Raw genomic sequence first — 20,987 nt, forward strand, 5'->3', positions numbered from 1 at the left:
CGGGCACGGGGGTCTCCGGTCCCGCGCGCGGCGGACCTTCGCCCCTGGGCACGACCCTCACCGCGACGGTGGACTGGCGCACGTCCCCGCACGTCCCCGCACGCCGCCGCAGGCCAGGAGCCCCCATGGACCACCCCAGCGACCCCGCCGCCCACCTCGCCCCCGAGCCCACCCTGCGCGACCTGACCGCCCGTGAGTGCTGGGAGCACCTGGCCCGTCAGCCCGTCGGTCGGCTCGCCTGCGTGCTCGGCGGCAGGGCCGTGCTGCTGCCCCTCAACCACCGGGTGCACGACCACGCGGTGTGGTTCCGCACGGCCTCCTGGAGCCGCCTCGGCGTGCACCTGCCCGGACTCGAGGTCGTCTTCGAGGTCGACGACGCCGACCCGCGCACCCGCAGCGGCTGGAGCGTGGTCGCCCGCGGCACCACCGAGCACGTGCTCACCGGCGTGCCCGGCTCCCCCGGGGCCGAGGACCACGGCGATCCCGCGCCGTGGCCCGGTGGCCCGCGCACCATGCTCTTCCGGCTCGTGCCCACCGAGCTGACCGGGCGGCTGCTGCGACCCGCGGCCGTCGTGGCGCCGGTCGGCGTACGTCCCGGGTCGGTGCAGCGCGACCCCGGTCACGTCGCCGCCGCACCGCGCTGAGCCGGGCCCGGCCCGGTTGGTCGGGGCGCCTACCGTCGGTGGGATGGACACCACCACCGACCTCCCCACCGCCGACCCCGCCGAGGGCCCCGCCGGCCACGACGCGGGCACCGCGCTCGTCGTCGGCGCCACCGGCATCGCCGGCTCCGCGCTCAGCCGGCTGCTCGTCGACCAGGGCTGGCAGGTCCTCGGGCTCTCCCGGCGCTCGGCCAGCGACGTGCCCGGTGTCGAGCCCGTGCAGGCCGACCTGACCGACGCCGCGGCCCTGGCCGCCGCGCTCGAGGGGCACCGCCCCACCCACGTCTTCCTCACCGCGTGGGCGCGCCAGGACACCGAGGCCGAGAACATCCGCGTCAACGCCGCCATGGTGCGCGACGTGCTCGCCGCCGTGCGGCCCGCCGGCTCCGTGCGCCACGTCGCGCTGCTGACCGGCCTCAAGCACTACCTCGGCCCCTTCGAGGCCTACGGCCAGGGCGAGGTGCCCGACACGCCCTTCCACGAGGACGAGGAGCGCCTGCCCTACCCCAACTTCTACTACGCCCAGGAGGACGAGCTCTTCGCCGCCGCCGGGCGTGACGGCTTCACCTGGAGCGTGCACCGCGCCCACACCGTGATCGGCTACGCCCTGGGCAACGCCATGAACATGGGCCAGACCCTCACCGCCCAGGCCGCGGTGTGCCGCGAGCTGGGCCGGCCCTTCGTCTTCCCGGGCTCGCAGACCCAGTGGGACGGCCTGACCGACATGACCGACGCCGGCCTGCTGGCCGAGCAGATGCACTGGGCCGCCACCACCCCGGCCGCCGCCGACACCGCGTTCAACACCGCCAACGGCGACGTCTTCCGCTGGCGCTGGCTCTGGCCCCGACTCGCCGCCCGCCTCGGCGTCGAGCCCGAGGGGTACGCCGACCGGCCCCGGCCGCTCGAGCAGCAGATGGCCGACGCGGGTCCGGTGTGGACGGCGCTGGCCGAGCGCGAGGGCCTCGCCGAGCCCGACCTCGACCGGGTGGCGTCGTGGTGGCACACCGACGGCGACCTGGGCCGCGACATGGAGTGCCTCACCGACCTGGCCCGCAGCCGCGCCGCGGGCTTCACCGGCTACCGCTCCACGCTCCAGGCCTTCCTCGACCTCTTCGACCGGCTCGAGGCCGACCGGGTCGTGCCGCGGGTCGACTGACCCGCGGCACGCCCGGCCGCGGCGCGCGGGTCAGCTGGTGGGCACCATCCAGCCCAGCACCGGGGTGGACTGCAGCCCGACGATGACGCAGACCAGCAGGAGCAGCCCGAGGCTCCAGCCGATCACCTTGCGGAAGATGTCGCCCTCGCGCCCGGCCATGCCCACCGCGGCGGCGGCGATGGCGAGGTTCTGCGGGCTGACCATCTTGCCGAGCACGCCGCCGGAGGTGTTGGCGGCGGCCATGAGCAGCGGGTCGAGACCGGCCTCGCGGGCGGTCTGCACCTGCAGCGCGCCGAAGAGCGCGTTGGCGGAGGTGTCGGAGCCGGTGACGGCCACGCCGATCCAGCCGAGGATCGGCGAGAGCAGCACGAAGGCCCCACCGGCGCCGGCCAGCCAGGCGCCCAGCGAGGTGGTCTGGCCCGAGAGGTTCATGACGTAGGCCAGGCCCAGCACGGCCATGACGGTGACGATGGCCGAGCGCAGCTCGACGTAGGTCTTGACGTAGGTGCGGGCGGCCTCGCCCGGCGAGACCTTGAGGATCGCGGCGGTGATGACACCGGCGAGGATCATCAGCGTGCCCGCGGCCGGGAGCCAGTTGAGCTTGAACAGCGTGGCCACCGGGTCGCCGGCGGGGTTGGTGATGTCGAGGCCGGGCCAGGCGAAGGAGTAGGTGAACGGCTCCTTGGCGAGCGCGTCGACCACGGCGGGGATGCTGACGATCGAGAAGATCGCGATGATCACGAGGTAGGGCGCGTAGGCCTTGGCGACGTCGGCGCCGCTGTCGCGGGGCGCCTCCCCGGCGCGCGATCCCGGCGAGGTGCCGCCGGGGCCGCTGGTCGCGCCCCCTCCGGCGGGGGCGCCGCGGCCGGTGGAGGCGGTGACGGTGGTCGAGAGGCCGTTCGGTCCCCGGCGGGTCGAGGTCGCGCGGGCGTCCTCGACCTCGTCGTCCTCGGCGGCGGCCTGCTCGGCGGTCAGCACGTCGGCGGGCGTCCAGACCCGCAGCAGCAGCACGACGGCGGCGGCGCCGACGAGGGCGGCGACGATGTCGGCCAGCGGCACCGAGATGTAGTTGGCGGCCACGAACTGCGCGACGGCGAAGGCGCCGCCGCAGACCAGCGCGGGCAGCCAGGTGGCCTTGAGCCCGCGGCGGCCGTCGACGACCAGCACCAGGATGAGCGGCACGATCACGGCGAGGATCGGGGTCTGGCGGCCCACCATGCCGCCGAGGCCGTCGACGGTGAGGCGGGGGTCGTCGCTGACCGCGGAGGTGACCGAGGCGAGCGTGACGATGGGGGTGGCCAGGGCGCCGAAGGCGACCGGGGCGGTGTTGGCGATGAGCGCGACGGCGGCGGCCTTGATCGGGCGGAAGCCGAGGGCCATGAGCATCACCACGGTGATCGCCACCGGGGTGCCGAAGCCGGCGAGGGCCTCGAGCAGCGCGCCGAAGCAGAAGGCGATGATGATGGCCTGGATGCGCTGGTCGGGGCTGACCTTCTCGAAGGAGCGCCGCAGCACGTCGAAGTGGCCCGAGGCGACGGTGAGGTTGTAGACCCAGATCGCGTTGATGACGATCCACAGGATCGGGAAGAACCCGAACGCCGCGCCGTCGAAGGCCGCGAGCGCGGCCTGGCCGACGGGCATGCCGAAGAGGGCGACGCCGATGACCAGGGCGACGCCGAGGGAGATCAGGCCGGCCAGCCACGCCTGGAGGCGCAGCCCGCCCAGGAGCACGAAGAGCGTGAGCAGCGGCAGCGCCGCGCACAGGGCGCTGAGGGCGAGCGAGTCGCCGACGGGTTGGAGGTCTTGCTGGAACATGCGGGCTCCCGAGGGTGCGGCAGTGGGGGACGGATCCGGGGACGGAGCCCAGGACGGGGTGGTGCGGAGGGTCAGCGGTGCGACGGTGGGGTCAGCGCGCGGCCGGGGTCGGGGCGAAGACGCCGGCGCCGGCGCCCTGGATCGAGGCGTCGAGCACCTCGATGGTGTGGGCCATGCCCATCGGGTGCCCGGAGCGCTCGATGGCCGAGGTGACCTGCATGAGGCAGCCGGGGTTGGCGGTCACCAGCACCTGGGCGCCGGTGGCGACGATGTTGGCGGCCTTGCGGTCGCCGAGCTCGCGGGCCGGCTCGGGGTTGATGATGTTGTAGATGCCCGCCGAGCCGCAGCACAGCTCGGCCTCCGCGATCTCCTTCAGCTCCAGGCCGGGGATGGCCTCGAGCAGGCGCCGCGGCTGCGCGCGCACGCCCTGGGCGTGGGAGAGGTGGCAGGCATCGTGGTAGGCCACGCTCATCTCCAGCGGGTGGCGGGGGGCGACCGGTCCGAGCTCGTCGAGGATCTCGGAGACGTCGCGCACCTTGTCGGCGAAGGAGCGGGCACGCTCGGCGTAGGCCGGGTCGTCGGCCAGCAGCGCGGCGTACTCCTTCATCGTCGAGCCGCAGCCGGCGGCGTTGACCACGACGTAGTCGACCCGGGCGACGTCGAAGGCGTCGACGAGGCGGCGGGCGTAGTCCTGCGCCTCCTCCTCGCGCCCGTTGTGGGCCGACAGGGCGCCGCAGCACCCCTGGGCCTGGGGCACCACGACGTCCATGCCCTCGGCGCGCAGCACGCGGGCGGTGGCGGAGTTGACGCCGGGGAAGAAGGCGCCCTGCACGCAGCCGGTCAGCAGGCCGACGACGGCGCGGCGCTGCCCGATCGCGTCGATGTAGGGCGGCAGCGGCTCGGGGCGGCCCAGCCGCGGGGCGAGGCTCTCCATGGCGGCCAGCTGGGGCGACATCCGCTCCAGCAGGCCGGTGCGGCGCAGGGCACGGTCGAGGCCGGTGGCCTGCATCGCGCGCAGCGGCCCGCGCATCAGCCGCAGCCGCCTGGGGTGCGGGAAGAGGGCGAAGATCAGCCCGCGCAGGGCCTTCTCCCCCGCGCTGCGCTCGTGGTGGCGCTCGACCTGGTTGCGGGTCTGCTCGATGAGGGTGTCGTACTGCACGCCCGAGGGGCAGGCGGTCACGCAGGCCATGCAGCCCAGGCAGGCGTCCCAGTGCTCGACCATGGAGTCGGTCATCGGCTCGCCCTCGAGGCCCTGCTTCATGAGGTAGATGCGCCCGCGGGGGCTGTCCATCTCCTCGCCCCACAGCGCGTAGGTGGGGCACGTCGGCAGGCAGAAGCCGCAGTGCACGCAGTCGCCGATGAGGGCGGAGTCGGGCGGGTTGTGGTCGTCGAAGGCGCCGCCGGGGGCGGGCATGCCGAGGTCGACGATGCCGCCCATCTCCCCCAGGGTCTCGCCCTGCCTCGGGCGGGGATCGCCCCCGGCGCGGGTGTCGTTGCTGGACGTGTCGGTCATCAGATGCCTCCCACGAAGCGGCCCGGCGCGAGCCGGTGGTCAGGGTCGAGCTGGTCCTTCACGCGGCGCATGAGGTCGAGCGCCGGCACCGGTCCCCACACGTCGAGACCGGCCTTGAGGTGGGCCGGGGCGTCGACGACGACGGTGCTGCCGCCGCGGGCGGTGGTGGCGCGGCGCAGGCCCTCGACGGCGGCGCGTGCCTCCTCGGCACCGGTGCCGGGCGGCAGCGCGGCGTAGACGACGCCCGCGCCGGCCGAGCCGCGCACGTGGGCCCCGGCGCGCTCGGCCGCGCCGAGCACGTCGGCGAGGCCGGAGAGCGCGAAGGTGCACTTGAGGGCCAGGGAGCGCTCGTCGCCGCGCGCCGCGGTGTCCCAGGGATACGCCGCGCCCGCGGCCGGGGCGTCGGTCGACTCCGAGGCCGCGGCGCCGAGCAGGCCGCGCACGGTGGCCGCCCGGGCGGCGACGCCGTCCTCGCGGCCCTCGAGGAGCACGCTCACGACGCCGCCGGTGCCCTGCGCGTCACGGGGCCACTCGACCTCGATCGCGCCGGGCACGGCCTGGGCGTGGAGCACGGCCTGCGTCAGGCGCTGCGCCTCGGCGGGAGTGGCGGCCGGGACGCTGACCCAGGTGCGGGCCGCCGGACGCGGGTGGAGCCGGAAGGTCGCGTCGACGACGACCGCGAGGGTGCCCAGGGAGCCGATGAGCAGCTTGCCGAGGTCGTAGCCCGCGACGTTCTTCACCACGCGGCCGCCGGCCTTGGCCACGACGCCGTCGGCGCGCACCACGGTGACGCCGATGAGCAGGTCGCGGGCGCTGCCGACGGCGACGCGTCCGGGGCCGCTGGTGTTGGTGGCCAGCAGCCCGCCGATGCTGGTGCCGGGCACGGTCTCGTCGAGGGCCAGGCGCTGGTCGGCGGAGCCGGCCACCTCCTGCACGGCGCTGAGCCGGGCCCCGGCCTGCGCGGCGACGATGAGGTCGCCGGCCTGGTGGTCGAGCACGGCGTCGAGGCCCGCGAGGTCGAGGAGGACGTCGGCGCGGGTGGGCGGGGCCCCCCAGGTGAGCTTGGTGCCGCGGCCCCGCGGCACGACGACCAGGTCGTGGGCGGTGGCCACGCGCATCACCTCAGCCACCTGCGCGACGTCGGTGGGTCGGGCCACGAGGCCGGGGCGCACGCCGTCGACGTCGTCGTGCCCGTCGTGCCCGTCGGGGTCGGCCACCTCGGCGCAGGCCGAGGCCAGGGCCTCGCGGGCCGTGGTGTCGAGGGCGGGGGCGCTCATCAGAACACCTCCGCCAGGCCGGCGTCCTGCAGCGGGTGGGCGCCCTTGTGGCGTCCGGGCACCTCGCCGCAGAGCCGCGGGGTCGGGAAGACCTTGCCGGGGTTGGAGATGTTCTGCGGGTCGAAGGCGCAGCGCACCATCTGCATGGTGTCGAGGTCCTCGTCGGTGTACATCCGCGGCATGTACTTGGCCTTGTCCATGCCCACGCCGTGCTCACCGGTGATGGAGCCACCGTGCTGGATGCAGAGGTCGAGGATGGCGCCGCTGACCTCCTCGGCGGCCTCGCCGGCGCCCTCGACGGCGTCGTCGAAGAGCACGAGGGGGTGGAGGTTGCCGTCACCGGCGTGGAAGACGTTGGCCACGCGCACGCCCGAGGAGGCCGAGAGCTCGGCGATCGCGGTGAGCACCTCCGGCAGGGCGGTGCGCGGGATGACGCCGTCCTGGACGATGTAGTCGGGGCTGATGCGGCCCACGGCCGCGAAGGCGGACTTGCGGCCCTTCCAGATCAGGGCGCGGTCGGCGGGGTCGGTGGCCAGGCGCTGCTCGAAGGCGCCGTTCTCGGCGCAGAAGCGCTCGACCTCGGCGTACTCCGCCTCGACCTCGCCCGAGGCGCCGTCGAGCTCGATGACGAGCACCGCGCCGGCGCCCTCGGGGTAGCCGCAGTGGGTGGCGGCCTCGGCGGCCTCGATGGCCAGCGCGTCCATCATCTCGATCGCGGCGGGCACGATGCCCGCGGAGATGATGGCCGAGGTGGCGGCGCCCGCCTGGTCGGTGGTCGCGAAGCCGACCAGGATCGTGCGCACCTCCTCGGGCAGCCGGGTCAGCCGCACCGTGGTGGAGGTGACCACACCGAGGGTGCCCTCGGAGCCGACGACGGCGCCGAGCAGGTCGTAGCCGGGCGTGTCGGGAGCGTCGCCGCCCAGCGCCACGACGTCACCGTCGGAGGTGACGAAGTCGGCGCCGACGACGTGGTTGGTGGTGAAGCCGTACTTCAGGCAGTGCGCGCCGCCGGAGTTCTCCGCGACATTGCCGCCGATGGAGCAGATCTGCTGGCTGGAGGGGTCGGGGGCGTAGTAGTACCCGTGGGGGGTGGCGGCGCGGGTGACGTCGAGGTTGATGACGCCGGGGTCGACCACGGCGCGCTGGTCCTCGGGGCGCATCTGGGTGATGGAGCGCATCCGGGAGGTCACGACGAGGACGCCCTCGGCGTGCGGCAGCGCGCCGCCGGACAGGCCGGTGCCGGAGCCGCGGGCGACGTAGGGCACCCGGTGCTGGGCGCAGGCACGGACGACGGCGGCCAGCTGGGCGGTGTCCTCGGGCATGACCACGAGCGCCGGGGTGACGCGGTAGTGCGCCAGGCCGTCGCACTCGTAGGTGCGCAGCCGGGCGTGGTCGCTGATCACCCCGTCGGCGGGCAGCAGCCGGCGCGCCACCTCGGCGACGGCCTCGATCCCCGCCGCCGTGGCCGCGGTGGGCCCGGGCTCCGTGGTCGTCGTCATCGTTCGTCCTCCGTGCTCGTGTGCCTGCTGGGGGGTGCCTGCTGGGTGCCTGCTGGGTGCCTGCTGGGTGCCTGCTGGGTGCCGCCCGGGGGGTGGGCCGGGGTGGCGGGGGCGCCGGTGCGCCGGCGTCCTCAGTCGGGCTGGGCGGTGAGGCCCGCGCCCTCGATGCCGGCGACCGCGGCGGCCTCGTCGTTGTCGGAGGTGTCGCCGGTGACCCCGACGGCGCCCAGGAGCGCGCCGTCGGCGTCGCGCACCAGCACCCCGCCGGGCACGGGCACCAGCGCCCCGCCGACCGCGGAGGTGACCGCGGCGACGAAGTAGGCCTGCTGCTCGGCGCGCGCCATGATCGAGCGCGAGCCCATGCCCAGGGCCAGGGCGCCGTGGGCCTTGCCGAAGCCGATCTCGAAGCGGCCCATCGAGGAGCCGTCCTCGCGCTCGACGGCGACCACGTGGCCGCCGGCGTCTAGCACGACGACGGTCATCGGCTTGAAGCCGGCCTCGGCGGCGTGCGCGCGGGTGCCGGCGACGATGCGGCGGGCGGTGTCCAGGTCCAGGCTCATCGGGTGCTCTCCTGCGTCGTGGGGGTGGCGGCCTGCGCCTTCCGGGCGGCGCGGCGGCGGTGGAGGATCGGCTCGGTGTAGCCGCTGGGCTGGGCCAGGCCCTCGGTGACCAGCTCGCGTGCGGCGAGGAAGGCCTCGCCGTCGAAGGCCGGCGCCATGGGCGTGTAGGTCGGGTCGGAGGCGTTCTGCTCGTCGACCACGGCGGCCATGCGGCGCAGGGTCTCGTCGACCTGCTCGGCGCTGACCACCCCGTGGTGCAGCCAGTTGGCGACGTGCTGGGCGGAGATCCGGCAGGTGGCGCGGTCCTCCATCAGCGGCTCGCCGGTGATGTCGGGGACCTTGGAGCAGCCGACGCCGGCGTCGACCCAGCGCACGACGTAGCCCAGCAGGCTCTGGATGTTGTTGTCGATCTCGGCCTGGCGGTCCTCCGCGCTCCAGCCGGCGGGGTCGCCGAGGGGCACGGTGAGCAGGTCGGCGCGGCTGGAGCGGCGGCCGCCGGCGCGCAGCTCCTCCTGGCGGGCGCGCACGTCGACCTGGTGGTAGTGCAGGGCGTGGAGGGTGGCGGCGGTCGGCGAGGGCACCCAGGCGCAGCTCGCGCCGGCCTGCGGGTGACCCACCTTGGCCTCGAGCATCGCCGCCAGGCTGTCGGGGGCGGCCCACATGCCCTTGCCGATCTGGCCGTGGCCGAGCAGGCCGCACTCCAGGCCGACGTCGACGTTGTTGTCCTCGTAGGCCTTGATCCAGGTCTCGCCCTTCATGTCGTTCTTGCGCACGACGGGCCCGGCGAGCATCGAGGTGTGGATCTCGTCGCCGGTGCGGTCGAGGAAGCCGGTGTTGATGAAGACCACGCGCTCGCGGGCGACCTCGATGCAGGCCTTGAGGTTGAGGGTGGTGCGCCGCTCCTCGTCCATGATGCCGACCTTGATGGTCAGCGGCTCGAGGCCGAGCACGCGCTCGACGCGCTCGAAGAGGTCGACGGTCAGGCGCACCTCGTCGGGTCCGTGCATCTTCGGCTTCACGACGTACATCGAGCCGGTGCGGGAGTTGGCCAGCTGCGACTGCCCGCGCAGGTCGCGCATGCTGCCCACCGCGCAGACCAGGGCGTCGAGGATGCCCTCGGGCACCTCGCGGCCCTCGCGGTCGAGCACGGCGTCGGAGGTCATCAGGTGTCCGACCTGGCGGATGAAGAGCAGCGAGCGGCCCGGCAGCACGACCTCGCCGCCGTCGGGCCCGGTGTAGGTGCGGTCGGGGTTCATGGCGCGGGTGAAGGTGCGCCCGCCCTTGGTGACCTCCTCGGCCAGGGTGCCGTCCATCAGCCGCATCCAGTTGCGGTAGCCGACGACCTTGTCCTCGGCGTCGACCGCGGCCACGGAGTCCTCGAGGTCCATGATCGTGGAGACCGCCGACTCCAGCAGCAGGTCCTTGACGCCGGCCCGGTCGGTCGCGCCGACGGCGTCCTGGGCGTCGACCTGGATCTCCACGTGGAGGCCGTGGTGCACCAGCAGGACGGCCTCGGGTGCCGAGGCCTCGCCGCGGTGGCCGACCAGCTGGGCCGGCTCGGCCAGGCGGAGCACCTCGCCGCCGCCGACGGTGACGGCCAGCCCGTCGCCGTCCACGGCGTAGGAGGTGGCGTCGACGTGCGACCCGCCGCTGAGGGGGAAGTGCGCGTCGAGCAGGGCGCGACCGCGGGCGATGACCTCGTCGCCGCGCACGGTGTTGTACTCCTCGCCCGGGGCGAGGTCGCCCTCGCGGGGGACGGCGTCGCTGCCGTACAGGGCGTCGTAGAGGGAGCCCCAGCGGGCGTTGACGGCGTTGGTGGCGAAGCGGGCGTTGAGCAGCGGCACGACCAGCTGGGGACCGGCGGTGAGCGCGACCTCGTCGTCGACGCCGGAGGTGGTCACCTCGACCGTCTCGGGCTCGGGCAGCAGGTAGCCGATCTCGGTGAGGAAGGCGGTGTAGCCCTCGGCGTCGGGGGTGCCGGGGTGGTCGCGGTGCCACTGGTCGACCTGCGCCTGCAGCTCGTCGCGGCGCGCGAGGAGCTCGCGGGTGCGGGGGGCCAGCTCGTGGACGACCTCGCCGGCGCCCTCCCAGAACGCGTCGGGGTCGACCCCGGCCGCCGGCAGCGCCTCCTCGGTGAGGAACCGGTGGAGGCTCTCGGCGACGCTGAGGCCGCCGACCTCGACCCGTCCGTCCCGGTGACCCGTCTGCCCGCTGGTCTCGTCCGCCATGCCGCTCCCTCGTCGTCCGTCTCGCCGGAGTGCCCGGTGAGAGCACTCTTGTCAGTTTTTCCGCATTGTGGAACGCTTGGTTCTCATCACGAAACTAGGCAGTGCGCCTGTGTGATGTCAACCACCCGGAGGGAGACCGTCGTGGCGGCACCGGAGGATCGCGCGCAGCAGGACCCGCAGCGGGACGCGCAGCAAGACCCGCAGTCGGGCAAGCAGGGCGGGGTGCAGTCGGTGCACCGGGCCCTGGACCTGCTCGAGGTCGTGGCGGGTCGTGGCGGGCACCTGACCATCGGCGAGATCGCCGCCGCCACCGACCTGCCCGTGCCCACGACGCACCGCCTCCTGCGCACGCTGGTCGACCGCGGCTACATGCGCCAGATGCCCAACCGCCGCTACGCGCTCGGCTTCCGCCTCGTGCCCCTCGGCGCCACCGCCGGCTCCACCGTCGGCGTCGACACCGAGGGCGTGCTCTCCGGGCTCGTCGACGCCCTGGGCGAGACCGCCAACCTCGCCGTGCTCTCGGGCTCCCGGGCGCAGTACGTCGCCCAGGTGCCCTCACGCCACACCATGCGGATGTTCACCGAGGTCGGTCGCCAGGTCGACCTGCACTCCACCGGGGTCGGCAAGGCCCTGCTGGCCCAGCTCGACGACGACCGGGCACTGGAGCACGTGCGGCGGGTGGGCCTGGCTCCACAGACCGAGCACACCCTGGCCACCGAGGCCGACCTGCTGGCCGACCTCGCCCTGGTGCGCGAGCGCGGCTACGCCCTCGACGAGCAGGAGCAGGAGGCCGGGGTGCGCTGCGTCGCCGTCGCGGTCGGCCCCGGACCCACCTCGTGGATGGCGGTGTCGGTGTCGGGGCCGCTGACCCGGATGACCGACGACCTCGTCGCCCGCGCCGTGCCGCTGCTCCACGCCGCCGGGCGCCGCCTGCACTCCCCCGCCACCTGACCCGCCACCTGACCCGCCACCTGATCGACCACCCGACCCGCCACGTGACCCAGGAGACCCCGGTGTCCCTCCCCCCGCTCCCCGCCCTCGTGGTCCTCGACGTCAACGAGACGCTGTCCGACCTCTCCCCGCTCGGCGCGGCGTTCGCCGCGGCCGGGCTGCAGGAGCACGAGGCCGAGCCGTGGTTCGCGGGCCTGCTGCGCGACGCCTTCGCCCTCACCGCCGCCGGGGCGCACCCGTCGTTCGGTGAGCTGGCCCGCGAGTCGCTGCTGGTGCGCGCCCACGGCCGGGTCGCCGACCCCGACGCGACGGCCGAGCAGGTGCTGGAGGCGGTGCGCGGACTCCCGCCGCACCCCGACGTGGCCGACGGGATCCGCGCCCTCACCGCCCTCGGCACCCGGGTCGTCACCCTGAGCAACGGCCCCGCCGCGACCGCCGAGGCCCTGCTCGGGCGCGCCGGTGTGGCCCATCTGGTCGAGCGCACGCTGTCGGTCGACGACGCCCCCGCCTGGAAGCCCGACCGCCGCGCCTACGGGCACGCTCTCGACGCCTGCGGTGTCAGCGACGCCGGCGAGGCCCTGCTCGCGGCGGTCCACCCGTGGGACGTCGACGGCGCCCGGCGCGCGGGCCTGCGCACGGCGTGGGTCGACCGGCGCGGCTCGCGCTACCCGGCGTACGCCGCTCCCGCCGACCTCACCGTCACCTCGCTGGTGGACCTGGCCGACCACCTGCGGGCGCGCTGAGGCCTCACGGCTCGACGCTCCCCGCGGGGTGCACGACGTCGCCGTCGGGTGAGGACACGGTGACGGCGGCGAGGTCGTCGGTCGGGGCGAGGAACACGTAGAGGACTCCCGGCCACGTCGCCGCCCGCACCGGGTCGACCGTCGTGGTCGCGCCCGCGCGGTCTCGCCACGTCACGCCGGTCACCGCACCCTGGCCGTCGTAGACCACGACCAGGCGCTGCGCCGAGGCCCGCCCGACCACGTCGTCGGGGTCGCTGAGCTGCGAGGTGCGGTCGAGCGGGGTGGGGTCGTCGGAGCGCAGCCGTGAGCGGGTGATCGTGTCGCCCCTGCTGCCCGCGACCAGGCAGACGCTCCGGCCGCAGGGCACGGCCCACACCGTGTGCCGCTTCACCAGCCCCACGGTGTCGTAGCTGGCACGGTCGACCACCCTCACCGCCCCCTCCCCCACGTCGGCCGCGCTGAGCAGGCCGGGCGAGTCGGGCAGACCGGGGGTGAGCAGCCGCGAGCCGTCGCCCACGTCGACGCACCGCTCCACGGAGACCGGCCGGAAGCCGGAGCCCGAGGCACGGAAGGTCACCACGCTGGCCAGGGCGCCGCCGGCGTCGCCGAGGCGGAGCAGGGTGGTGCCGTCCGGACCCTCGGCCACCTCCCACCGGGGCGCCGCGGTCGCCTCGCCGGCGGGACGGAGGTCGTCGGTGAGCTCGGGCAGGAAGGAGTCGTCGGCGCTGCCGGGTCCCAGGTCGACGCTCTCCTGCGCGGGGCAGGCGAAGCCCTCGGCCACACCCCCGCGCCCGGCGGGGCGCTCGCCGGGGTCGACACCCCGGTCGGCGTCGCCGGGCAGCACGGGCAGGCCGGCCAGCAGCGCCGCACCCAGCGCCCCGGCCAGCCCGACGCCCGACAGTCCGGCCACCCAGGTCACCCGGGTCCGCGCGGCCCGGCGCGGCGTGCGCCGGGCACGCTCGCGTCGGGTCAGCTCGTCCCTGACGGCTGCGTGGAGGGCGGCGACGTCGACGTCGCGGGCCTCGGCGGCGCGCTCGAGCGCGCCGCGCACCCGGTCCTCGGTGCTCATCGGCGGCCTCCGTCGTGGTCCTCGGGGGTGGCTGCGCCGTCGTGCGAGTCGGCCCGCAGGTGGGCCTCGACCGCCGCGAGGGCGCGGGAGACGTGCGACTTCGCCGTCCCGAGCCGCGTGCCCATGGTCTCGGCGACCTCGGCCAGCGGCAGGTCGAGCCAGAAGCGCAGCACCAGGGCCTCGCGCTGGCGGTGCGGGAGGGCGGCGATCGCGCGGACGACCTCGTCGCGCTCGGCGACGCCGAGGGGGTCGGCGGCGACCTCACGCGTGGCGACGAGGTGCCGGTCGCGACGGACGACCTGGCGGTGCCGGTGGCGGTCGCGCACCTCGTTGACGACGGCACGCTTGAGGTAGGCGCGCAGCCGGTCGTCGTCGTGGAGCCGGGCGCGGCAGGCGTAGACGCGGCAGAAGGCCTCCTGCACGACGTCCTCCGGGTCCTCGGCGCCCAGCAGGGCCGCGAGACGCACCAGGCGGCGGGCCTCGGCGTGGAAGAGCAGGGCGAAGCCGGCCCCGTGCACGGGCTCCACGGCATCCACGGGGTCCACGGGCCTCCCCGCCTCGTCGGTCGCTGTCCTCACGACCTTCCTACGCCCCGACCCCCGGAAAGGTTGAGAGGCGCGGCGGTCCTACTCCCCCGGCGCCGGCGCGCCGGCGCCGAGGGTCACCAGCACCGTGCTGCTGCCGGCGTCTTCGACGGTGGTCACGACGGCATCGACCACGGCGGCGGCCGCGACGCCCTCGGGCAGCTCGAGCGGGCTCGGGTTCGGTCCGAGGTCGGCGGTGCACAGCTGCCCCTTCGGCACCGTGGCGTCGACGTCGACCTCCAGGGTGTCGGAGTCGAGCGCGCGCACGGCGGTGACCTCGGCCGGGCAGCCGCTGCTGCCGTAGGTCGTGAGCACCAGGGCGTCGCCGTCGAGGGTCAGCTCCGGGTCGAGCTCACCGGCCGGGGGCGCGTCGACCTCGACCTGCTCGGGGACCTGCTCGGGGACCTGCTCGGGCACCTCGCCCGGGCCCGACGACGCGCCGGAGGTCGCCGACGGGGCCGGCGCCGGGTCGGTCGCCTGCTCGCCCCCGCCGTCGCCGCACCCGGCCAGCAGGCCGGCGGCGGCGAGGGCGGCCAGGGCCGCGATCGGACGGGGGACGGTGGCGCGGGTGCGGGTCATCGCTCTCCTCGAGTAGGGCGTGGTCGCCAGCCTCTCCGACGCGGCCGCTCCCGGGTCGGTTCCCACGCCACCCCGGCCCCGCCGGGGCCCGTCTCCCCGTCGTCTCAGCGCCAGCCGAGCGCGGGGGCGACCTCGGTGAGCAGCGTGTCGAGCACGTGGGCGCAGTAGTCGACGCCGAGCTGGTTGGGGATCGTGAGCAGCAGCGTGTCGGCGGCCGCGACCGCCTCGTCGCGGGCCAGCTCCTCGACCAGCCGGTCGGGCTCCCCGGCGTAGGTCTTGCCGAAGCGCGCCTTGCCGCCGTCGAGGAAGCCGACCTGGTCGCCGCCGGAGCCCTGGCCGCCGAAGTAGGCACGATCGAGGTCGGAGACGACCGGGAAGATGCTGCGGCTCACCGAGACACGCGGGGTGCGGTCGTGGCCCGCGTCGGCCCACGCCTTGCGGAAGCGCTCGATCTGCTCGGCCTGGAGCTCGTGGAAGGGCACGCCGGTGTCCTCGCTGAGCAGGGTCGAGCTCATCAGGTTCATGCCCTGCTGCGCGGTCCACTCGGCGGTCTGGCGGGTGCCGGCGCCCCACCAGATGCGCTCGCGCAGCCCCTCGGAGTGGGGCTCCAGGCGCAGCAGCCCGGGCGGGTTGGGGAACATCGGTCGCGGGTTGGGCTCGGCGAAGCCCTCCCCCTCGAGCACCTTGAGCAGCACGGCGGTGTGCTCACGGGCCAGGTCGGCGTGGTCCTGGCCCTCGCGGGGCTGGTAGCCGAAGTAGCGGTAGCCGTCGACGACCTGCTCCGGTGAGCCGCGGCTCACCCCGAGCTGGAGCCTGCCGCCGGAGATGAGGTCGGCGGAGCCGGCGTCCTCGGCCATGTAGAGCGGGTTCTCGTAGCGCATGTCGATGACGCCGGTGCCGATCTCGATGCGGCTGGTGCGCGCGCCCACGGCGGCCAGCAGCGGGAAGGGCGAGGCGAGCTGGCGGGCGAAGTGGTGCACCCGGAAGTAGGCGCCGTCGGCGCCGAGCTCCTCGGCGGCCACGGCGAGGTCGATGGACTGCAGCAGCACGTCGGAGGCCGACCGCGTCTGCGACTGCGGCGAGGGCGTCCAGTGACCGAAGGACAGGAACCCGATCTTCTTCATGCAACTTTCAACGACTCGGGCGGGCGCCCTGTTCCCGACCGACACGCGGACCACCTCCCCTTAAGTCGAGTCATCTGGTCTACTTTGGGTCGCCCACCCGCCCGAGGAGTCGTCGTGCCCCCAGTCCAGCGCCCGGCCGCGCCGAACAGCGCCGTGCCGGCGGCCGTCGACGTGCACCAGCACCTGTGGCCCGAGCCCCTCCTCGACCGGCTCCGCGCCCGCTCCCGCCCGCCCTACCTGCGCGGCTGGACCCTCCACACCGCCACCGAGGCGCCGTACGACGTGCGCGCCGCGGACCACGACGTGGCGGGCCGGGTCGCGGCCGACCGGGCCGCGGGCATCGGCCTGGCCTGCGTGTCGCTCTCCGCGCCGCTGGGCGTCGAGTCGCTGCCACGGCCCGAGGCCGACGAGCTGCTCGCCGCGTGGCACGACGGGGCCGCCGCCCTGCCCGGCCACTTCGCCGCGTGGGCCTCGCTCGCCGACGTCGACCCCGACCTCGAGGACCTCGCCGCCCGGCTGGCTCCCCACCCGGGCGGGTCCGTCGGCGGGTCCGTCGGCGGGTTCGTCGGCGGGTGCGTCGGGGTGCAGCTGCCGGCGACGTCGCTGGGCACCCCGCGGGGCTGGGACCGTCTCGGCGACGTGCTCGCGGTGGCCGCGGCGGCCGACCGGCCGGTGCTGGTCCACCCCGGCCCGGTCGCGGCCTCCCCCGCCGACGCGCCGGGCTGGTGGGCCCCGGTGGTCGACTACACCGCCCAGCTGCACGCCGCGTGGTGGGCCTGGCACGCGGCCGGCGTGCGCGCCCGGCACCCCGGGCTGCGCGTCGTGCTCGCCGCCGCCGCGGGTCTCGCGCCGCTGCACCACGAGCGCCACGCCGCGCGCGGCGGGGACCCCGCCCCGGTCGACCCCGACCTCTTCGTCGACACCTCCTCCTACGGCCCGCGTGCGCTCGACGCGGTGGTGCGCGCGCTGGGCGTCGACACGCTGGTGCTCGGCTCCGACCGGCCCTACGCCGAGCCCCTGGCCCACCTGCTGGGCGAGGCGGCCACCCACGCCGTACGCGTCGTCAACCCGCGGCGCCTGCTCGGCCCGCATGCTCCCGCCGCGGCCGCCGAGGCCGCCCCCGATCCCGACCCCCGCCACCACCGACCCCAGGAGGGCCCGTCATGACCGCACTGCCGACCGACCGGCCGCTGCCCGCCCAGGACGCCGCCGCGATCCCCGACGTCGTGCGCGACCCGCTCGCGCTGGGCGACCTCCCCGGGCGCGACCTGACGCCCGAGGAGCTGGCCCGCCTGGCCGCGGGGATCGCCGCCGACCCCGCCTCGTGGGCCCACCTGGTGGGCTTCGACGACGACGAGCGGGTCTTCGCCTCCCTGCACCGCGACGCCCACGTCGACGTGTGGCTGCTGTGCTGGACCCCCGACAACGACACCGGCTGGCACGACCACGACACCTCCTCCGGCGCGGTCGCGGTGGTCAGCGGCGAGCTGGTCGAGAACAACCTCACCCTTGCCGCCGGCGCCCTGGAGACGCGCGTCGGCGCCGGGCGGGTCTTCTCCTTCGGCCCCGACCACATCCACCGGCTCAACGGCGCCGAGCGCGGCTCGGTCTCGGTGCACGCCTACAGCCCGCCGCTGTGGCGCATGGGGCAGTACGCCGTGAGCGACGCCGGCGTCCTGCGCCGGGTGTCGCTGTCCTACGCCGAGGAGCTGCGCCCCCTGGAGTGAGACCGGCTCAGGCGTCACCGGCCACGTCGCGGCCGTCGGCGGTGTGGGGGTCCTCGTCGATCGCCTCGACCGCGGCGGTCGGCTCGGTCTCCACCCCGGGCGGGCGGCGGTCGAGGTGGACCCCGGCGATCATGCAGCGCACCGACCCGCCGGCCAGCTCGATGGTCGGGATGTCGACCGCGACGATCTCGCAGGACTCCTCGATCGCCGCGACCTGCTCGGGACGCAGGCTGCGCCGCGCCCGCGCCGACATGGCCATCACGTAGCGCCGCCGGCCCTCGGGGGTGCGACCGCACAGCTCGACGGCGTTGCCGGCGAACTCCCTGACCTGCTCCTCGGTCAGCTCCACCACGCGCCGGCCGTTGACCGTGAGCCGCTCGCGCACCTGCTCGCGGCGCGCGACGTCGGGGATCATCTCCAGCGCGATGAGGGCCACGTCGGTGCCGATGCAGGCGATGACGTTGGTGTGGTAGACCGGCACGCCCGCGGAGTCCACGGCGTCGAAGGCCATCGGCTCGTAGCCGAAGTCGGTGCAGAAGCGCTCGAGCACGTGGGTGTCGGCGCGGTGGCTGACCGCGGTGTAGGCCACCCGCGAGACGTGGTCGAGCACCATCGCGCCGGTGCCCTCGAGGAAGATGCCGTCGGGCTCGAGGCCGGAGTAGTCGATGATCGTCTGCACCCGGTAGCTCGACTTCAGCATCTCCAGCACGTCGGAGCGCCGCTCGTGACGACGGTTGGAGGCGTACATCGGGTAGACCCCCACCACGCCGCCGGCGTGGGTGGAGAGCCAGTTGTTGGGGAAGACGCTGTCGGGTCGGGTGTGGTCGTCGTCCTCGAAGACGTGCACCCGCACCCCGGCCCCGCGCAGCGCGTCGGCCACCGCGTCCATCTCGGCCACGGCCCGGGCCGAGATCACCTCGTCGGGCTCGCCCTCGGGGGCCTCGGACTGGAAGGCGTTGTCGGCCGCCGTCGCCGGGTTGGGCAGGAACTTCGCGGCGCGGACCAGGATGACTGCGGACGGGGCTTGAGCACTCACAGGGCCGCAATCTAGGCCACCCGCCGGACCCCTGCGGCATCCAGGGTGGGGCCGCGCGGCCGCGGGTTTCGCCAGCCGACCGGCGAAACCCGCACCTGTCGGCCCACGCACGGGCCGACAGGTGCGGGTCCGGGCCGACAGGTGCCGAGGTGACCCCTGCCGGCGCGGCCGCCCGGCCTCAGGCGCGCGGGTCGTCGAGCACGTCGCGCCAGGAGTGCTCCGGCTCGTAGCCGAGCATCCGGCGGGCCTTGTCGATGGAGTAGAAGGTCTCGTCGCGGCCCATCTCCTTGCGCACCTCGACACCGGCGTAGAAGCGCTCGATCACCTCGTCGGTGGTCGCGGCGACCGACATGTCGGCGTTGGCGACGTTGAAGACCTCGAAGCCGAGCCCGTCGGTCTCCAGGCAGCGCTGGGTCATCTGGCCCAGGTCGCGGGTGTCGATGTAGGCGAAGACGTTGCGCCGGCGCAGCGCGGGGTCCTCGAGGAAGGCCGGGAACATCTCGGCGTACTCGTGGGGCTCGATGACGTTGTTGATGCGCAGGCCGTAGATGTCGGCGCCGCTGCGGGCGTGGAAGGAGCGCGCGGTGACCTCGCCGGAGACCTTCGACATGGCGTAGGAGTCCTCCGGCACGACCGGGTGCTCCTCGTCGACGGGCACATAGAGCGGCTTGCGCTCGCCCTGGGCGAAGCAGATCCCGTACGTCGTCTCCGAGGAGGCGAAGATGACCTTGCGGATGCCGAGCCGGGTCGCGGCCTCGAGCACGTGGTAGGTGCTGAGCACGTTGATCTCGTACGTCGCGGCGTCGGCGCGGATCATCGGCGCCGGGATCGCCGCGTAGTGCACCACCGCGTCGTAGGCCGAGCCGCGGGTCAGGTCGAGGTCGGGGTCGTCGAAGTCGGCCTGCGTCGGCACGCCGGCCATCGCGGAGTAGGTCTCCCCCGCGTCGGTGAGGTCGACCCGCAGGTCAGTGACGTCGGGGTGCCCGAGCGGGGTGAGGTCGGCGTTGGTGACCTGGTGGCCCTGGGCCGCGAGGTAAGGGGCCACGTGGTGTCCGGCCTTGCCGCTGCCGCCGGTGAAGAAGATGCGCATGCCTCCCACCCAACCACCCGGGGCCGCACCGGCCGCCCACCCCAAGGGGCCAGACCCGCCGCTGGCCCAAGACCGCTCACCCCTGGCCGCCCGTGCCGCCCTCGGTGAGGAAGGTCGGCCAGCGGCCCGCTGTCGCGTCATTGGTGCGCACGACCGGGCTGACCGGTGTGCACTGCAGCGTCGGCATCTCGCAGGAGACGACCTGCTGGGCCCGCACCGAGTCGACCACGTGGCGGAGGCGGATCCGCTGCGCGAGGCCGAAGAAGGTGTCGTCGTCGCTGAAGACCATCAGCGAGAAGTGGCGCCAGGGAGCGTCGATGGTGCGCCGCTCACCGGTGTCGGCGTCGTAGGCGACCGCGTCGGCCCGCGAGTAGGTGACGTCGAAGAGGGTGCTGCGGACGGGCGAGAGCCGACCTGAGCCGTAGGCCGTGGTCGCCGCGACCCGTCGGTGGTCGCCCCGGCCCCGCAACCCGACGTGGTAGCCGTCGGCGAAGAGCGTCTCGGCGAGTCCGGCGTACTCGGTCACGCCCTCGGCGTCGTTGCCGGCCTCGGTGGTCGAGCCGTCAGCCAGGTCGATGGTGACCTCGTCGTAGAAGAGCGCGTCGTCGCTCGCCCCGTGCAGCAGCGGCATGGTCTCGCTGTAGCGCTGGGCGAGGTCGGCGCGGTCGTCGGGCTCCTCGTCGGGCGTGCGGTAGAGCTGCTCGCCGGTGCGGGTGTCGAAGGCGGCGACCTGCAGCACGTGGGTGCCGTAGTCGTCGGTGGGTCCGCGCGACTGGTCCACGGTGGCGAGGACCGACCGGTCCGCCGACACCGCGAGGTTGCCCCAGCCGACGTCCTCGACGCGCTCGGTCGCGCCCTCCGCGCTGGTGAACATCAGCGTCGACCCGCGCATCCAGTAGGCGCCCGTCGCGCCCAGCACGTACTGGTCGACCCGCCGCCCGAGCCGCACGCTGCTCTCCCCCACGTGCAGCGTGCCGTGGAGCAGCCAGGAGGGCGCCGTGGCGTCCCAGGTGCTCGGCCCCACCGGCAGCTCGAAGGGCGGCGCGTACGTCGCACCCGTCGACGTGCCGCACCCCGCGAGGAGCAGGGCCGACCCGACGACCCCGAGGGCTTTGAGGCGGAACTCCACCTCGTCATGGTCGCACGCCCCGGGACGGAAGGTCCGCAGACAGCAAGAGGCCCTCACAGCGGACTGTGAGGGCCTCTTGGCGTTGTAGCGGGGGCAGGATTTGAACCTGCGACCTCTGGGTTATGAGCCCAGCGAGCTACCGAGCTGCTCCACCCCGCGCCGGTGAACAGAACATTACAGACGTCGCCCGGGAGGCACAAATCGGGGCCCGGACGACGTCGTCCGGGCCCCGATCGGGTGCTGCT

At 74.8% G+C, this 20,987-nt stretch carries 19 protein-coding genes and 1 tRNA gene; 6 read left to right on the top strand and 14 right to left on the bottom strand.

Features of this window, described 5'->3' with window-relative positions; translation table 11 throughout:
- Positions 1-125: 125 nt before the first annotated feature.
- Entirely contained in the window at positions 126-644 is a 519-nt protein-coding gene (locus tag M3673_RS10885; protein ID WP_193661162.1) for a pyridoxamine 5'-phosphate oxidase family protein, read from the top strand.
- 43 nt (positions 645-687) lie between these two features.
- Entirely contained in the window at positions 688-1,818 is a 1,131-nt protein-coding gene (locus M3673_RS10890) for an SDR family oxidoreductase (RefSeq protein WP_251533641.1), read from the top strand.
- A gap of 30 nt (positions 1,819-1,848) precedes the next feature.
- On the opposite strand, the gene M3673_RS10895 is transcribed toward M3673_RS10890, so the two are convergent.
- The 6 genes from M3673_RS10895 to M3673_RS10920 all read right to left on the bottom strand — a co-directional run bounded on the left by M3673_RS10895 (position 1,849) and on the right by M3673_RS10920 (position 10,710).
- A complete protein-coding gene (locus M3673_RS10895) occupies positions 1,849-3,633 on the bottom strand; it encodes an L-lactate permease (RefSeq protein ID WP_251533643.1) in 1,785 nt (594 codons plus the stop codon).
- Between the two features lie 91 nt (positions 3,634-3,724).
- Positions 3,725-5,146: a glycolate oxidase subunit GlcF gene (gene glcF, locus M3673_RS10900; protein ID WP_227488396.1), complete on the bottom strand. Its 1,422-nt coding sequence runs from the start codon at positions 5,144-5,146 to the stop codon at positions 3,725-3,727.
- Positions 5,146-6,423 carry an FAD-binding oxidoreductase gene (locus tag M3673_RS10905; protein ID WP_251533645.1) on the bottom strand — a complete coding sequence of 426 codons (1,278 nt, stop codon included), beginning with the start codon at positions 6,421-6,423 and terminating at the stop codon, positions 5,146-5,148. The genes glcF and M3673_RS10905 overlap by 1 nt, the downstream gene beginning before the upstream one ends.
- Positions 6,423-7,922 (bottom strand): FAD-linked oxidase C-terminal domain-containing protein, encoded by a 1,500-nt coding sequence (locus M3673_RS10910; protein ID WP_251533652.1) that lies wholly within the window; start codon positions 7,920-7,922, stop codon positions 6,423-6,425. The genes M3673_RS10905 and M3673_RS10910 overlap by 1 nt, the downstream gene beginning before the upstream one ends.
- A 131-nt stretch (positions 7,923-8,053) precedes the next feature.
- A complete protein-coding gene (locus M3673_RS10915; RefSeq protein WP_056864042.1) occupies positions 8,054-8,482 on the bottom strand; it encodes a heme-binding protein in 429 nt (142 codons plus the stop codon).
- The gene (locus tag M3673_RS10920; protein ID WP_251533653.1) at positions 8,479-10,710 is read right to left on the bottom strand and encodes a malate synthase G; all 2,232 of its coding nucleotides are present in this window, start codon (positions 10,708-10,710) and stop codon (positions 8,479-8,481) included. Before M3673_RS10920 ends, M3673_RS10915 begins: the two co-directional genes overlap by 4 nt.
- A 141-nt stretch (positions 10,711-10,851) precedes the next feature.
- Here M3673_RS10920 and M3673_RS10925 point away from each other — a divergent pair, with 141 nt between their 5' ends.
- On the top strand, positions 10,852-11,661 hold the full coding sequence (locus tag M3673_RS10925) for an IclR family transcriptional regulator (RefSeq protein ID WP_251533654.1): 810 nt from the start codon (positions 10,852-10,854) through the stop codon (positions 11,659-11,661).
- A 62-nt stretch (positions 11,662-11,723) separates the two neighbouring features.
- Complete coding sequence (locus M3673_RS10930) at positions 11,724-12,404, top strand: haloacid dehalogenase type II (protein WP_251533655.1); 681 nt, start codon at positions 11,724-11,726, stop codon at positions 12,402-12,404.
- 4 nt (positions 12,405-12,408) lie between these two features.
- Here M3673_RS10930 and M3673_RS10935 read toward each other — a convergent pair whose 3' ends face one another.
- The 4 genes from M3673_RS10935 to M3673_RS10950 all read right to left on the bottom strand — a co-directional run bounded on the left by M3673_RS10935 (position 12,409) and on the right by M3673_RS10950 (position 15,760).
- A complete protein-coding gene (locus M3673_RS10935; RefSeq protein WP_251533656.1) occupies positions 12,409-13,473 on the bottom strand; it encodes a hypothetical protein in 1,065 nt (354 codons plus the stop codon).
- Positions 13,470-14,018, bottom strand: a complete 549-nt coding sequence (locus M3673_RS10940; RefSeq protein ID WP_056864037.1) for an RNA polymerase sigma factor — start codon at positions 14,016-14,018, stop codon at positions 13,470-13,472. Before M3673_RS10940 ends, M3673_RS10935 begins: the two co-directional genes overlap by 4 nt.
- A gap of 81 nt (positions 14,019-14,099) precedes the next feature.
- Positions 14,100-14,636 carry a hypothetical protein gene (locus M3673_RS10945; protein WP_251533657.1) on the bottom strand — a complete coding sequence of 179 codons (537 nt, stop codon included), beginning with the start codon at positions 14,634-14,636 and terminating at the stop codon, positions 14,100-14,102.
- Positions 14,637-14,740: 104 nt separating this feature from the next.
- The gene (locus M3673_RS10950) at positions 14,741-15,760 is read right to left on the bottom strand and encodes an LLM class flavin-dependent oxidoreductase (RefSeq protein WP_251533658.1); all 1,020 of its coding nucleotides are present in this window, start codon (positions 15,758-15,760) and stop codon (positions 14,741-14,743) included.
- Between the two features lie 114 nt (positions 15,761-15,874).
- On the opposite strand from M3673_RS10950, the gene M3673_RS10955 reads away from it, so the two are divergent.
- Together M3673_RS10955 and M3673_RS10960 are read left to right on the top strand one after the other, a co-directional pair.
- On the top strand, positions 15,875-16,927 hold the full coding sequence (locus M3673_RS10955) for an amidohydrolase (RefSeq protein WP_251533659.1): 1,053 nt from the start codon (positions 15,875-15,877) through the stop codon (positions 16,925-16,927).
- On the top strand, positions 16,924-17,487 hold the full coding sequence (locus tag M3673_RS10960; RefSeq protein WP_251533660.1) for a cysteine dioxygenase family protein: 564 nt from the start codon (positions 16,924-16,926) through the stop codon (positions 17,485-17,487). Before M3673_RS10955 ends, M3673_RS10960 begins: the two co-directional genes overlap by 4 nt.
- A 7-nt stretch (positions 17,488-17,494) precedes the next feature.
- Here M3673_RS10960 and ctlX read toward each other — a convergent pair whose 3' ends face one another.
- The 4 genes from ctlX to M3673_RS10980 all read right to left on the bottom strand — a co-directional run bounded on the left by ctlX (position 17,495) and on the right by M3673_RS10980 (position 20,901).
- Entirely contained in the window at positions 17,495-18,523 is a 1,029-nt protein-coding gene (gene ctlX / locus M3673_RS10965) for a citrulline utilization hydrolase CtlX (protein WP_056864033.1), read from the bottom strand.
- Positions 18,524-18,701: 178 nt separating this feature from the next.
- Positions 18,702-19,613, bottom strand: coding sequence for an NAD(P)-dependent oxidoreductase (locus M3673_RS10970; protein WP_193661173.1), 912 nt, complete (start codon positions 19,611-19,613; stop codon positions 18,702-18,704).
- A gap of 76 nt (positions 19,614-19,689) precedes the next feature.
- Positions 19,690-20,742: a hypothetical protein gene (locus M3673_RS10975; RefSeq protein WP_251533661.1), complete on the bottom strand. Its 1,053-nt coding sequence runs from the start codon at positions 20,740-20,742 to the stop codon at positions 19,690-19,692.
- An 85-nt stretch (positions 20,743-20,827) separates the two neighbouring features.
- Positions 20,828-20,901, bottom strand: a tRNA-Met gene (locus M3673_RS10980).
- Positions 20,902-20,987 lie beyond the last annotated feature (86 nt).

This window comes from Nocardioides sp. P86 (assembly GCF_023712465.1).
Taxonomy (GTDB): Bacteria; Actinomycetota; Actinomycetes; order Propionibacteriales; family Nocardioidaceae; genus Nocardioides; species Nocardioides kribbensis.